Origin of the sequence: Vibrio aquimaris, assembly GCF_009363415.1 — a bacterium.
In the GTDB taxonomy this organism is placed as follows: domain Bacteria; phylum Pseudomonadota; class Gammaproteobacteria; order Enterobacterales; family Vibrionaceae; genus Vibrio; species Vibrio aquimaris.
In genome coordinates this window covers 626,227-641,022 of sequence record NZ_CP045350.1, presented here as the reverse complement: position 1 = coordinate 641,022, position 14,796 = coordinate 626,227, and the positions used below count along the sequence as shown (strand labels likewise).

The window sequence follows — 14,796 nt, the reverse complement described above, 5'->3', positions numbered from 1 at the left end:
AGCTTCCTAATAATTAGGTTTTCACCATAATACCAAGTTAGCCAATAATATCTCGATTATTTCTGCTTCAAGCTTTTAAAGATGGATTAAAGAAAAAAACCGCTGAGTTCTCAGCGGCTTTTATTTTATTGAGGTATTTCATCAAACTCAGCACCTTCTTTTTCCACCTGAGGCGGCATAAGGTGCTCTTTAGTTATCCCCAACTTGAGAGCGAGTGCAGAGGCAACATAAATAGACGAATAAGTACCAACAGTGATACCCAATAGCAGTGCCGTAGCAAAACCATGGATCATGGCACCACCTTGAACAAATAAAGCGATAACAACAAACAAGGTTGTACCCGAAGTAATAAGAGTACGGCTCAAGGTTTGAGTAATAGAGCAGTCCATAACTTCTGCCGGCTCGCCTTTGCGCATCTTGCGGAAATTCTCTCGAATTCGGTCAAATACCACTATGGTATCGTTAAGTGAATAACCCACAACCGTAAGAAGCGCCGCTACAATAGTCAAGTCGACTTCGATTTGCATAAACGAGAATACACCAAGTGTAATAATGACGTCGTGCGCAAGGGCAAGCACGGCACCTGCCGCCAGACGCCATTCAAAACGAATGGATACGTATATCAAGATACAAATCAAAGAAACAATGATAGCAAGCCCGCCAGCCTCTGTTAGCTCATCACCAACATTAGGCCCAACAAACTCAATACGGCGCATTTCAACACCTTCACCGGTGCCAGCTTTAATAGCACTGATAATTTCATTGCCCAGCGTCTCTCCAGCAACGTCCTCACGAGGACGTAAACGAACCATGACATCGCGTGAACTGCCAAAGTTTTGCACCGTAGCATCGCCAAAACCTTTTGCATCGAGCGCGGTACGAATTTCCTCTAAGTTGGCAGGCTGTTCAAAGCCGACTTCAATTAGGGTTCCTCCGGTAAAATCCAGTCCCCAATTCAGCCACTTAGTCGATAAAGTAAAGATCGAGGCGCCAATCATCAAAATCGATAAAAGGAAGGCGAATTTTGACCAACGCATAAAGTCGATCATTTTGTCTGCTTTTAGAATCTGAAACATAATCATCTCCAGCCTTAGATCGACAATTTATTGATGCGCTTTCCGCCATACATCAAGTTAACAACACAGCGTGTTCCTATGATGGCAGTAAACATGGAGGTCAAAATACCAATGGAAAGCGTCACGGCAAAACCCTTGATCGCTCCTGTACCGACGGCAAAGAGAATAATCGCCGTGATCAGTGTAGTAATATTGGCGTCCGCTATAGTACTAAAGGCATTGGCATAACCTTGATGGATCGCTTGCTGTGGATTTCGACCGTCACGAAGCTCTTCACGTATTCGTTCAAAAATCAGCACATTGGCATCCACCGCCATACCAACTGTCAGAACGATACCTGCAATACCAGGAAGCGTCATGGTCGCACCAGGTATCATAGACATTACCCCTATGATAAGAACAAGGTTCACCATCAGCGCCATATTAGCGATAAAGCCAAACTTGCGGTAGTAGAGCAAAGTAAACAGCATCACAGCAACCATACCCCAGATACACGCCATCACACCCATATCTATGTTCTGTTGTCCCATAGAAGGGCCAATGGTACGTTCTTCAACAATTGATATTGGGGCAATCAAAGCACCAGCGCGAAGCAATAGAGCAAGGTTGTGCGCTTCGGCGGCAGTATCGATACCAGTAATACGGAAATTACGACCAAGCGCTGACTGAATAGTGGCTTGATTGATGACTTCCTCATGTTTACTCAGAATCACTTTACCTTCAGGCGTACGTCGACCGCTGTCTTTATACTCAGCAAATACGGTTGCCATAAGCTTACCAATATTCTTTTTCGAGAAAGACGACATCTTACTGCCACCCTCACTATCAAGTGAGATATTGACCTGAGGTCGACCATATTCATCAGTACCAGAGCTTGCATCGGTAATACTTGAACCCCCCAAGATCACGCGCTTTTTCAAAACGACAGGGCGTCCATCGCGATCTTGTTTGATCTCACTACCTGCTGGCGCTCTACCACTTGCAGCCGCAGCTAAGTCCGCTCTGTCATCCACTTCACGAAACTCAAGCGTTGCAGTAGCACCCAAGATTTCCTTGGCACGAGCGGTATCTTGAACACCTGGTAATTCAACGACAATACGGCTTGCACCTTGACGCTGAACGAGAGGCTCAGCAACACCAAGCTCATTAACTCGGTTACGTAAAATGGTAATGTTCTGCTCTACCGCATAGTTGCGGATCTCAGCCAGACGTTGCTCAGTAAATGTCGCGGTAAGAGTAAATCGACCACCAGCGTCTGAGTCCACAAACGTCATATCAGGATGATTTTGGGTTAAGAGTCGCTTAGCATCGGCAAGTTGCTCTTCATTGCGGAGTAAGACTTCAACCGAATCTTGCTCTTCGGGGCGAATTGCTCGATAGCGGATCTTAGCTTCACGCAGCTCGCTACGAAATGCTTCTTCCTGTTGACTGACTAATTTCTCCATCGCAGCGTCCATATCAACTTCCATCAGGAAGTGAACACCGCCACGAAGGTCAAGGCCTAATTTCATTGGTGCAGCACCAATAGCATCAAGCCAATCCGGTGTCGCAGGAGCAAGGTTTAAAGCAACAATCTTGTCTTTACCCAAGGATTCATTGATGACATCTCTGGCACTTAGCTGAGTATCTGTATCATTGAAACGTACAAGAATGGAGCCATCTTCAAGGGCAATGGATTTTTGAGATAAGCCCTTTTCATTCAGAGCTTGAGTGATAGAGTCCAGCGTCGACATATCGACAGAGGCGCCACGCGCCCCTGTAATTTGAATAGCTGGATCTTCACCATAGATGTTTGGAAGTGCGTATAAAGCAGCAATGGCAATGGTTAGCACCACCATCAAATACTTCCATAATGGATAGCGGTTAAGCACAGCGAGGATCCTTTAGCTGTTTATAGAGATTTCAGCGTACCTTTTGGCAACACTGCAGTCACAAAATCTTTCTTGATAACGATTTCGTTGTTAGCGTTGAGTTCAACAGAAATATAGTCGTTGTCTTCTGCGATTTTGGTAATTTTTCCTACCAAGCCACCGCTGGTCAGTACTTCATCACCTTTGCCCATCGATGCCATTAGGCTCTTATGCTCTTTGACACGCTTAGCTTGTGGGCGGTAAATCATGAAGTAAAAGATAACCGCAAACATACCTAGCATGATCAGCATTTCAAAACCACCGCCTGCGGGTGCGCCATCTGCGGCATAAGCTGGAGTAATCAACATTAAAACAATCCTCTATTTACTTTTATTAAATATCCAAGTTGGGCTTGAGCATCAGGGTTTCAAGAGACACTCAAACATTTAGAGAGCCTAGTCTCAAAATTCCCAAGAATTTGCCTAACTAATTCATAAAAGCCTTTGGCACAATGCCAAAGGCTATTCATCTTTACTGCTCTTTTGCCAAAGGTGGTACTTCACGATTTCGGCGAGCATAAAACTCTTTAACAAACTCATCAAAGCGATCTTCATCGATGGCTTGACGAATACCTTCCATCACTCGTTGATAGTAACGAAGGTTATGGATGGTATTGAGGCGAGCGCCCAAAATTTCATTACAGCGATCAAGGTGGTGCAGATACGCTTTTGAATAATTCTGGCAAGTGTAACAGTCACACTCAGGATCCAGAGGGGTTGTGTCGGTTTTATGTTTAGCATTACGGATCTTGATCACACCACCAGTCACAAACAGATGTCCATTACGGGCATTACGTGTCGGCATCACACAATCAAACATATCGATACCACGGCGAACACCTTCAACTAAATCTTCCGGCTTGCCAACCCCCATAAGGTAACGAGGTTTGTCTTCTGGAAGTTGTGGACAAGTGTGCTCAAGTACACGATGCATATCTTCTTTCGGCTCACCAACCGCGAGTCCACCAACGGCATAGCCATCAAAACCGATGTCAGTCAAACCTTTGACCGATACATCACGCAAATCTTCGTAGACACCGCCCTGTACGATACCAAATAGGCTATTGGGGTTTTCTAATTTGTCAAAATGATCACGTGAGCGCTGCGCCCATCGCAGTGACATTTCCATCGATTTCTTGGCTTGATCGTGAGTCGCAGGATAAGGCGTACACTCATCGAAAATCATCACGATGTCTGAGCCTAGATCTTGCTGAATTTCCATCGACTTTTCCGCATCCATGAAAATTTTATCTCCGTTTACTGGATTACGGAAATGTACACCTTGTTCGGTAATTTTACGGATATCCCCCAGACTAAAGACCTGAAAGCCCCCTGAATCGGTTAAGATAGGTCCCTGCCAATTCATGAAATCATGCAGGTCACCATGCATTTTCATGACTTCTTGTCCTGGGCGTAGCCAAAGGTGGAAAGTATTACCAAGCAAAATCTCTGCTCCAGTCCCTTTTACCTCTTCTGGTGTCATGCCTTTCACCGTGCCATAAGTACCAACTGGCATAAAAGCAGGGGTTTGCACGCTACCACGTTCAAATGTCAGCTGACCTCGACGTGCCGTGCCATCTTTCTTTTTCAGATCAAATTTTAATTTCACTAAGCCTCCCAATGTCAGAAATACAGTCTGACCAAAAGTGCCGAGTATTCGCATCAAAACCAGCGATTACACTAGCCAAAAGCGGCTTAGTATCGGCCGCTTCATGCACCGCGAACACTCTTAAATTTTTATTTAACGCTCAAACGTTCTCTTACTAATAAACATGGAATCACCATAGGAGAAAAAGCGATACTTGTTCTCTACTGCATGTTTATACGCGTTCATTGTATGCTCAAAACCAGCAAACGCACTCACCAACATAATCAAGGTTGATTCTGGAAGATGAAAATTTGTTATCAAGCAGTCAACCAATTGATATTCATAACCCGGATAAATAAATATTTCCGTATCCCCAAAAAAGGGAGCCAGTTCTGTGCCTTTTTTGAGCGCATCTTGTGCAGCGCTTTCTAAAGAACGAACCGAAGTCGTACCCACGGCGATAATTTTACCACCACGAGATTTGGTTTGGTTGATCGCATCGACCACCTGCTGAGGAACTTCCACATACTCGGCATGCATATGATGATCGTGAATATTATCAACTTTTACTGGCTGGAAAGTTCCTGCTCCGACGTGCAGTGTTACATAGGCAAGCTCCGCGCCTTTCGCCTGAATCTTAGCAAGTAAAGCATCATCAAAGTGCAGTCCTGCGGTCGGCGCAGCCACAGCACCTGGTTTTTGGTTATAAACCGTTTGATAGCGTTCTTTATCCGAGTCTTCGTCTGGTCTATCGATATAAGGAGGTAAAGGCATATGACCGATATGCTCTAAAATCTCTAATACTGTTTTATCTGACTCAAACTTTAACTCAAACAAAGCGTCATGCCGAGCCACCATCTTAGCTGAGTATTCATCGTTTTCGCCCAGAACTATGGTCGAGCCTGGCTTAGGAGATTTAGAACAACGAACATGAGCCAGTATACGCTGCTCATCTAGCATTCTTTCTACCAAAACTTCTAATTTACCACCTGACTCTTTGCGGCCAAACATACGTGCAGGAATAACGCGCGTATTATTGAACACGACCAAGTCCCCTGCTTGAATCTGGTCTAAGACATCAGTAAATGTGCCATCGCAAACTTGACCTGTATTGCCATCTAACTGAAGTAGTCGGCTAGCAGTACGCTCTGGTTGAGGATAACGAGCAATAAGCTCATCAGGTAAATCAAAGTGAAAATCGGATACTTGCATCTTACTAATCTTTTGTCGTGGTTTCTCTTGCTGTGATCAAAGCCGAACTGATTCTGTCACAAACAGACGACGAGTTTTTCGCAGCCGACTAGTATATGCTGGACGTACTCAATAGCAAGGATTGAGGTGTGAATATTTGTAATCATTTTGATTTGGTCGTTAGCTGTAAAGTTGAATCCTATGACTGTACATAATTTACCACATCGATTTTATTGAGATAAAACCAAAAACCTTGCCACCTCTCAAACTCTCTTACTGAAAGCGTCTATAGTAGAGAAGATAAAACAACAACTCAGGAGGCAGCCATGATAAAAGTTGAAGACATGATGACACGTAACCCACACACTCTGTTACGCTCGCACCAACTTTCAGACGCCAAACATACCATGGACGCACTGGATATTCGCCACATTCCTATTGTCGATGCTCATAAACAGCTGCTGGGCGTAGTATCACAACGTGATGTGTTAGCCGCGCAAGAATCCAGTCTACAAAACATACCGGAAAACCAAGCCTTTACTCTGAATACTCCGCTCTATGAAGTCATGAAAACCGATTTAATGACAGTTGCACCACAAGCGGGGTTAAAACAAAGTGCGCTCTACATGCAAAAGCACAAAGTTGGCTGTTTGCCTGTGGTCGAAAAAGGGCAACTCGTGGGGATCATTACCGATACTGATTTTGTGGCCATCGCAATTAACTTGCTGGAACTACAAGAAGAAATGGAACCTGAGGAAATCGATTAAAACAGCGCACTTTTAATCTTTTGAAAATTAGCGAGTCACCAAACAAGCAGTGACTCGCTGTTGTTGGCTAGAATTGATCTTCTTCGGTCGATCCTGTCAAAGCAGTGACGGAAGAATTTCCTCCCTGAATAGTGTTGGTCATTTTATCAAAATAACCCGTACCGACTTCTTGCTGGTGCGCAACAAAGGTATACCCTTTTTCTGCCGCTTTAAATTCTGGGCGCTGAACTTTCTCAACATAATGACGCATTCCCTCACCTTGGGCATAATCGTGCGCGAGTTCAAACATGTTGAACCACATATTGTGGATCCCCGCTAAGGTGATGAATTGGTATTTGTACCCCATATCCGATAGCTCTTGCTGGAACTTAGCAATAGTCTCAGCGTCAAGGTTTTTCTCCCAGTTAAACGACGGAGAGCAGTTGTAGGCAAGCAGCTGCTCTGGATACTGAGCATGGATTGCCTTAGCAAACTTGCGCGCTTCTTCTAAACAAGGCGTAGCGGTTTCACACCAAATAAGGTCGACATAAGGGGCATAAGCAAGGCCTCTGGAGATCGCTTGGTCAATACCAGCACGCACGCGATAAAATCCTTCTTGAGTGCGCTCACCTTGGATAAAGTCTTTATCATACGGATCGCAGTCTGAGGTCAAAAGATCCGCCGCATTAGCATCGGTGCGAGCAATAACCAAGGTTCTTGTCCCCGCTACATCAGCAGCCAAGCGCGCTGCAACCAGCTTTTGCACTGCTTCTTGAGTCGGTACCAGCACCTTACCGCCCATATGACCACACTTTTTCACTGAAGCAAGCTGGTCTTCAAAATGCACTCCAGCCGCGCCAGCATCGATCATGGACTTCATTAACTCGTAGGCGTTTAGTACTCCGCCAAACCCAGCTTCCGCATCGGCAACAATTGGTAGGAAATAATCAATCCCACCTTCATCATTTGGTGACTTGCCGTTTGACCATTGGATTTGATCGGCGCGGCGAAAAGAATTGTTGATCCTTTTCACCACAGCAGGTACAGAATCGACTGGGTATAAAGATTGATCAGGGTACATAGACGATGCAGTATTGTTATCTGCGGCAACCTGCCAGCCAGATAGATAAACCGCCTCAATGCCCGCTTTAGCCTGCTGCACCGCTTGCCCTCCAGTGAGCGCGCCAAGACAATTGACATAACCTTTCTTAGCATCGCCATTGACCAAGGACCAAAGCTTGTCTGCTCCACGCTGAGCTATGGTATTTTCCGGTACCATGGATCCACGTAAAGTGACCACCTCTTCTGCACTATAGGGGCGTTTGACATTTTTCCAACGCGGATTGGTTGCCCAGTCTTTTTCGATTGCCTCAATTTGTTGGCGGCGAGTTAAGTTTGTCATCGTTATTTCCTTCTATTGATGAACCAATATTGCTGTTGTTATATCAGCGGTACTTCCTTCTCCGCTGTTTACGCTCGATGTTACTGACGATGTTGGTGATTAATCTAGGTAGTCATATCCTGGAATGGTGAGAAAATCGCTTAGCTCTTCACTGGTCGTGAGTTTGGCCATCAAATTCGCCGCTTCTTCAAAACGACCAGCTTGATAACGTTCATCACCGAGCTCTGCTTTAACCACATTAATCTCTTCATTTAAGTACTGTTCAAACAGTGCTTTGGTAACAACTTGCCCGTTATCTAGAGCTTTACCATGCTTGATCCACTGCCAAATGGATGCTCTTGAGATTTCCGCTGTCGCTGCGTCTTCCATGAGTCCATAAATCGGCACACAGCCATTGCCTGAAATCCAAGCTTCAATGTATTGCAGCGCCACTCTGATGTTATGTCTCATGCCTTGCTCGGTTCGCTCACCTTGGCAAGGTTTAAGTATATCTTGAGCTAGGATGGGAGCATCATCTTCACGAGTGACATCAAGTTGGTTGCTTCGCTCAACCAACACATGGTTAAAGACTTTGATTGCAGTCTCTGCCAACCCGGGGTGAGCGACCCAAGTACCATCATGACCATTTTGCGCTTCCAATGACTTATCGGTCTGAATTTTATTGAGCACTTGTTGATTCTGCTCTGGATCTTTTGAAGGAATAAATGCGGCCATTCCTCCCATAGCAAAAGCGCCGCGCCGATGACAGGTTCGAATAAGCAAACGAGAGTAGGCATTGAGAAAGGGCTGATCCATAGTCACGCTCTGCCTATCAGGTAAGATACGATCGGGATGATTCTTTAGTGTCTTGATGTAGCTAAATATATAATCCCAGCGTCCACAATTAAGGCCAACGATATGCTCTTTAAGGGCAAACAAAATCTCATCCATCACAAATACCGCAGGGATGGTTTCAATTAAAACCGTCGCTTTTATCCTTCCTGTCTCTAAGCCGTAATGCTGCTCAGTAAAGTGGAATATTTGACTCCACCACTGAGCTTCTTGATAAGATTGAAGCTTAGGTAAATAGAAATAAGGGCCGCTGCCTTTTTTGATTAAGCTTTGGTAGTTATTATAAAAATAAAGTGCGAAATCAAACAAAGCACCCGGAATCGGTTTGCCATTAAAAAGCACATGTTTTTCTTTGAGGTGAATCCCTCTAACGCGACAAATCAGCACCGCAGGGTCGTCTTTAAGTCGGTATTGCTTTCCACTTTTCGGATCATGGTAGGAAATAGTGCCATTTATTGCATCGCGTAAGTTTATCTGACCATCTAATAATTGCGCCCAATCGGGCGACATAGAATCCTCAAAGTCAGCCATAAACACTTTTACCTTAGCGTTTAATGCATTGATGACCATCTTTCGATCCGTTGGTCCCGTGATCTCAACTCGGCGATCTAAAAGGTCGTTTGGAATTTGGCTTATCTTCCAATCACTGTCTCTGATTTCTTTGGTATCCGGTTCAAAATCAGGTAAAGAGCCAGCATCAATACGAGCCTGATATTCTTCACGGGCCGCCAGTAATATTTGGTTTTGACCAGCAAATTTCTCACATAAGACAGACAAAAAGCTCTGACACTCATTAGAAAAAATCGCTTGATGCTCTGGTGATAGGTCAGTGGTTATCTCTAAGCTGCCTTTATTCACACCATTTTCTTGTGCTTGATTAACTGTATTTTCTGTAGCTGAAGTCTTCAAAAGCATTCCCTTTACCTTCCTTGGTTAACAATCCAAGTATGGCGCTTGTAACTCATACAAAGACAGTCAACAAAAATTACACCTGTAACTATAAAACAACAAAAACACTGTGCTACCTGTACTGTACGCTGGACCAAATACAGCCCCGAAATATGACTAACACATAGCATCAAAAAACTATCAGATTCTGATTAAACTATAACAATTAAGGATTAAATAAAAAGCTCCCAAGAGCGTAAAAAACAAAATTCAACATTTTATCTTTTTGACTTTAAGTTATTGATTTTTCATTGGCTATGAAATTTAATTTCGTAACAAAATTACCAAAATCAATTAACCAGAAGAAATTTCAAACAAGCGTTTAATTTATTTCAACAAGGAGTGGCACCCTATGCTTTGATGTACAAGCACAGCGGATAAAGTCACTTTAAACAATCAAGGTGAAAGGGATTGTAAAATTGACACTGTTAAATTTCATTATTTAATGAAACCTTCGCCAAGAGATGGCTGTGAAATTTTACAAGTTAAACTTCACCAGCAGAATAAAAAACCATTAAAAACAGAAAAACCAGTCAGTAAAACTGGTTACAACAAAGAATAGATCATAATCACTACACTTAAAGTAGCTCAGAAACGACTTGTGCTAGCTGATTAAAGGTGTTGACTCTTGAAGAACTGGGTCTCCAGACCAAACCAATATGTCGGTGGGCTTGTTGCTCTGGCGGATCGACAACCACCAAATTTTGATTTTCAATCAACCCATGGTCAATCGCCATCTGAGGGATAAAAGTGGTGCCCATGCCATTCGCCACCATTTGAACCAAAGTATGCAAACTTGTGGCAGAAAATGGATTAATCTTTTCTTTTCTGGTTAGCTGACAGGCTGAAACCGCGTGCTCAGTCAAACAGTGCTCTTTTTCAAGCAGAAATACAGATTCATCGGGAAGGTCATCGTATATAACTGGAGTACGAATGGTATTCGCCTGATGGCGACTAATGATCATTTTAAACGGATCATTGCCAACAATTTTGCTCTCCATTCCATCGAGTTCAACGGGCAAGGCTAAGATCAATATATCCAATTCACCATGACGAAGCGCGGCCAACAAATTATTAGTGGTGTCTTCTCTTAGCAAGAGATTAAGCAAAGGGAAGCGTTGGTTCACTTCTTGGACAAGATCACAGAGCAAAAATGGCGCAATGGTGGGGATACAACCTAGTCGCAATTGTCCTTGCATTTCTCCTCCTTGACACTGCCGGCCTAACTCAACCAAATCTTGGCCTTTGGCCAATAACTCACGACCTTGTTTTACCACCTGCTCTCCCGCTAAAGTAAAAACAAGCGGCCCCTTTTTGTCTTTCTTTTCATAAAGCGGGCAACCAATCAAATCTTCAAGATTTTGAATCCCCTTACTTAAGGTTGATTGACTCACAAAGCACTTTTTGGCGGCTTCGCTAAAGTGGCGAGTTTCATATAGTGTGATCAGATAATGTAACTGTTTAAGATTCGGCCATTTAATCATAATTTTGTTTTTTAAATGTCTCAGTTTGGTGAACGGCGCATAGATTTTAATCTATCGTTTTTTTCGATTAACTTAATCTATTTATTTCGCTTTTTTCAATACTACAATCTGTACTATAGTTTGTCTCGCACAAACACGGACCAAACCAAAATTACTCAAGATGGTTTGGAACTAACCATACTTTTTAGGAGCAAAAAAATGGTACTAGTAGGTCGTCAAGCCCCTGACTTTACTGCGGCAGCTGTTCTAGGTAACGGTGAAATCGTTGACAACTTCAACTTTGCAGAATTCACTAAAGGTAAGAAAGCGGTTGTTTTCTTCTACCCACTAGATTTCACGTTCGTTTGCCCATCAGAGCTTATTGCATTCGACAATCGTCTAGCTGACTTCCAAGAAAAAGGCGTTGAAGTAATCGGTGTTTCTATCGATTCTCAATTCTCCCACAACGCATGGCGTAACACGGCTATCGAAGATGGTGGCATCGGTGAAGTGAAATACCCACTGGTTGCAGATGTTAAGCACGAAATCTGCAAAGCTTACGACGTTGAGCACCCAGAAGCAGGCGTTGCATTCCGTGGTTCTTTCCTAATCGACGAAGAAGGTGTTGTTCGTCACCAAGTGGTTAACGACCTTCCACTAGGCCGTAACATTGACGAAATGCTACGCATGGTTGACGCGCTTAACTTCCACCAGAAGCACGGCGAAGTATGTCCTGCACAATGGGAAGAAGGTAAAGCTGGTATGGATGCATCTCCAAAAGGTGTTGCAGCATTCCTATCTGAGCACGCTAGCGACCTAAGCAAGTAATAGGTTTAGTCGCAACTGACGAATAATCAGTTAATGCGAAAGATACTTTGCAAAGAGCTCAAACCATGTTTGGGCTCTTTTTGATTTTCATCTACGCTATATTGAGCTAACCAATATAGATAAAAAGACAGAGTGTCGGTAAAAAGACAAAAAGTATCGACCTTCAGACGTTATCCATTGCGGTGCTTTAAAGACGAAAACACTCTCCTTATGATGAACACAAACCAAGCTTAGAAGGGAAACTCGTTTTCCTTTACCCAACGGAGATTCAAAACATGGCTACTTTCTCTCTCGCTTTCGGCACGGCAACGAAAAACCGTGATGGAAAAATCATCGAAGCCTTTTTCCCCCATCCGGTACTAGCGCCCGCTGATGCACTGGTCGATTCACTAGCAGAAGTCACGGGCTACCAAGAAGGCAACCAAGTTATAGAGGTGACTGCGAGCCAAAGTGCACAGCTTGCTAAAGCATTCGAAACCAACGGTGATAGCAATAACGCCGCATTTGCAGCCAAAGCCGCCGAGTCTGAGCAGCCGCTAGTGCTTGTTATTCTCAAAACGGATGAAAAGCCCTCTTCTGTTGCAGAAGGCTTTCTGAAACTGCAACTTATCTCTAACCGTTTAGTTCTGCCTCACGGCACAGTGCTCGATGGCATTTTTGGCCTGCTGCACAATATTGCTTGGACTAACGAAGGTCCAATTGATCTGCCAGAGCTTGCTGAGCGTCAAATTGAAGCTCGCTTGACGGGGCGTCATTTGTCGGTTGATTGCGTTGATAAATTCCCCAAAATGGTCGATTACGTGGTACCTGCTGGCGTTCGCATTGCGGATACGGCTCGTGTTCGCCTTGGCGCACATGTGGGTGAAGGTACAACGGTAATGCATGAAGGCTTCATCAACTTCAATGCGGGAACCACTGGCACAAGTATGGTTGAAGGCCGCATTTCCGCTGGTGTTGTGGTTGGTAATGGCTCTGATATTGGCGGCGGCGCTTCAATTATGGGCACGCTATCTGGCGGTGGCTCCGTGGTAGTGTCTATTGCTGAAAGCTCTCTTCTTGGCGCTAATGCTGGTCTTGGTTTCCCACTTGGCGATCGCTGCACTGTTGAGTCTGGCTTGTATGTCACTGCTGGCTCAAAAGTTCTTATGCTAGACTCACAGGGTAATGAGGTTGAGACGGTAAAAGCGCGCGATCTTACTGGCGTATCCGATTTACTCTTCCGTCGCAACTCAGTCACAGGTCAAATTGAGTGTCTCGCTAACAAAACCGCGGTAGAGCTCAACTCAGAGCTACACAGTAACAACTAAATTTTGTCGCTACTTACTGAAAGGCTGATTATAAACCATCAGCCTTTTGTTGATTCCTACAGCTCCATTATCTCTAAACACCCTACCCTGGATGTCCATCGACTCTGGCTGTCACAAGCATAAACCCAAATTTAACTAGGTATATCGTGAAGGCTAGTACCCATAGAAAGCCGCTGATATCGAGCAGTAAAATAAGCTTCTCAGGCCAAAGTGTTACCCCTACACTGCGCACAATCGCTGCTATCATCAAAGCAGCAAAACCTATCGCCATACTAGGACCTTGATAAATAGCGCGCCCAGTATGTCCCATTGTCACTCGAGTTACCATAGACAAAATCAAACCGCCCAGCGCACCAATCACGAATAAGTGCAGCATATTATGCGCTGCAAGCATATGACTTAGCTCTGCACGCAGAATCAAACTCAAGGGAATGCAAAAGTAAGCCAGATGCAGCGACCATAGCAAAGGCTCTCGATAGGTGCGCCAAGGCTGCCATCTGATGACGATAACCAGATGCGCTACTCCAGAAACCAGCATCATCACTTGCTCCAAATGTGCGAATTCTGTCGGTAAAAAGCTAAGATTAAACAACACCAGTAAAGGAAAAATAGCCAAAACCTCAAGCCAAAGGATTGAGGAGGGCTTGGGCGTATTTAACCGGTGAGCAGTAAAAAATGGGATAACTCTTGCGCCCATAACTGAGAGCAAAATCGTAAACCACCACAACATCGCCAGCCAAACATCAGATGAAGGAAAAGGCCCAATATCTTGTAGCGACGCATAGCTGATTAAATTAGCCAACAAAGCCAAGACAAATAAAGGGATAAAGAATGCGTTGTGCCATCCTTTGGCTTTGATGACCCGAACACCTGTTTCATAAGCGACCATGGCGATAAATACGCTTTCAATGGCGGCAATCAACCACAAAGAAGACTCAGTCCAAAACAATAATCGCGGCAAAATCCACAAGCTAACCAATAGGGCTAATCGATAACTTTTGGTGCCATTGATCCCTGTCCAGTTCTGCACTGCGGTCAAAACAAACCCAACGACGATAGCCATGGAAAAGCCAAATACCATTTCATGCGCATGCCACCACAAGGCAGGTACTTGCAACATTGTGGGCTGACCCGTTTGAAACATCCACACCCATACCGTGATAGCAATCGCCGCATAGCTTGCCCCAAGGAGGAAAAATGGTCGAAAAGCCAGACGAAAAACAGGTACAATGGCATCTTCTATTCTTTTATCGCTAATATTGATCACTTATGCCCCGTAAAATAAGCTAAATACAGAAAAGTAAGCAATATTTATTCCTGAACTCAAGCCATTGTTTTATATGCAAATAAAATCAAATGAAGTCATTAAGACTCCATATAACCAATGTCATAATTACTCCTTATTGTCATATTGACACAACAATCAATCATGCTGTGGATAAGCTCTAATTGGTACCTTAGCGATAAAAAGGGTTATATTTGCGGTAAAGCGTTAGAGACTGCAAAT

The 14,796-nt window shown here is 44.1% G+C and carries 12 protein-coding genes; 3 read left to right on the top strand and 9 right to left on the bottom strand.

Going from position 1 to position 14,796, the window contains the following annotated elements; genetic code table 11:
- Positions 1 to 125: 125 nt before the first annotated feature.
- The 5 genes from secF to queA form a co-directional block, all read right to left on the bottom strand.
- Positions 126 to 1,076 carry a protein translocase subunit SecF gene (secF, locus tag FIV01_RS02995; protein WP_152429659.1) on the bottom strand — a complete coding sequence of 317 codons (951 nt, stop codon included), beginning with the start codon at positions 1,074 to 1,076 and terminating at the stop codon, positions 126 to 128.
- 14 nt (positions 1,077 to 1,090) lie between these two features.
- A complete protein-coding gene (secD, locus tag FIV01_RS02990) occupies positions 1,091 to 2,947 on the bottom strand; it encodes a protein translocase subunit SecD (protein ID WP_152429658.1) in 1,857 nt (618 codons plus the stop codon).
- Between the two features lie 20 nt (positions 2,948 to 2,967).
- Complete coding sequence (yajC, locus tag FIV01_RS02985) at positions 2,968 to 3,294, bottom strand: preprotein translocase subunit YajC (protein ID WP_152429657.1); 327 nt, start codon at positions 3,292 to 3,294, stop codon at positions 2,968 to 2,970.
- 163 nt (positions 3,295 to 3,457) lie between these two features.
- Complete coding sequence (tgt, locus tag FIV01_RS02980; RefSeq protein ID WP_152429656.1) at positions 3,458 to 4,594, bottom strand: tRNA guanosine(34) transglycosylase Tgt; 1,137 nt, start codon at positions 4,592 to 4,594, stop codon at positions 3,458 to 3,460.
- A 132-nt stretch (positions 4,595 to 4,726) separates the two neighbouring features.
- Positions 4,727 to 5,785: a tRNA preQ1(34) S-adenosylmethionine ribosyltransferase-isomerase QueA gene (gene queA, locus FIV01_RS02975; protein ID WP_152429655.1), complete on the bottom strand. Its 1,059-nt coding sequence runs from the start codon at positions 5,783 to 5,785 to the stop codon at positions 4,727 to 4,729.
- Between the two features lie 305 nt (positions 5,786 to 6,090).
- Here queA and FIV01_RS02970 point away from each other — a divergent pair, with 305 nt between their 5' ends.
- A complete protein-coding gene (locus FIV01_RS02970; RefSeq protein ID WP_114786449.1) occupies positions 6,091 to 6,531 on the top strand; it encodes a CBS domain-containing protein in 441 nt (146 codons plus the stop codon).
- A gap of 67 nt (positions 6,532 to 6,598) precedes the next feature.
- On the opposite strand, the gene aceA is transcribed toward FIV01_RS02970, so the two are convergent.
- The 3 genes from aceA to FIV01_RS02955 form a co-directional block, all read right to left on the bottom strand.
- Positions 6,599 to 7,912, bottom strand: a complete 1,314-nt coding sequence (aceA, locus tag FIV01_RS02965) for an isocitrate lyase (RefSeq protein ID WP_152429654.1) — start codon at positions 7,910 to 7,912, stop codon at positions 6,599 to 6,601.
- 99 nt (positions 7,913 to 8,011) lie between these two features.
- A complete protein-coding gene (gene aceB, locus FIV01_RS02960) occupies positions 8,012 to 9,658 on the bottom strand; it encodes a malate synthase A (RefSeq protein ID WP_152429653.1) in 1,647 nt (548 codons plus the stop codon).
- A gap of 611 nt (positions 9,659 to 10,269) precedes the next feature.
- Entirely contained in the window at positions 10,270 to 11,175 is a 906-nt protein-coding gene (locus FIV01_RS02955; protein ID WP_152429652.1) for a hydrogen peroxide-inducible genes activator, read from the bottom strand.
- Between the two features lie 198 nt (positions 11,176 to 11,373).
- On the opposite strand from FIV01_RS02955, the gene FIV01_RS02950 reads away from it, so the two are divergent.
- Together FIV01_RS02950 and dapD are read left to right on the top strand one after the other, a co-directional pair.
- Positions 11,374 to 11,982 (top strand): peroxiredoxin, encoded by a 609-nt coding sequence (locus tag FIV01_RS02950; protein ID WP_114786445.1) that lies wholly within the window; start codon positions 11,374 to 11,376, stop codon positions 11,980 to 11,982.
- 275 nt (positions 11,983 to 12,257) lie between these two features.
- On the top strand, positions 12,258 to 13,289 hold the full coding sequence (dapD, locus tag FIV01_RS02945; protein ID WP_152429651.1) for a 2,3,4,5-tetrahydropyridine-2,6-dicarboxylate N-succinyltransferase: 1,032 nt from the start codon (positions 12,258 to 12,260) through the stop codon (positions 13,287 to 13,289).
- A gap of 82 nt (positions 13,290 to 13,371) precedes the next feature.
- Here dapD and FIV01_RS02940 read toward each other — a convergent pair whose 3' ends face one another.
- Positions 13,372 to 14,556 (bottom strand): NnrS family protein, encoded by a 1,185-nt coding sequence (locus FIV01_RS02940; RefSeq protein WP_152429650.1) that lies wholly within the window; start codon positions 14,554 to 14,556, stop codon positions 13,372 to 13,374.
- Positions 14,557 to 14,796 lie beyond the last annotated feature (240 nt).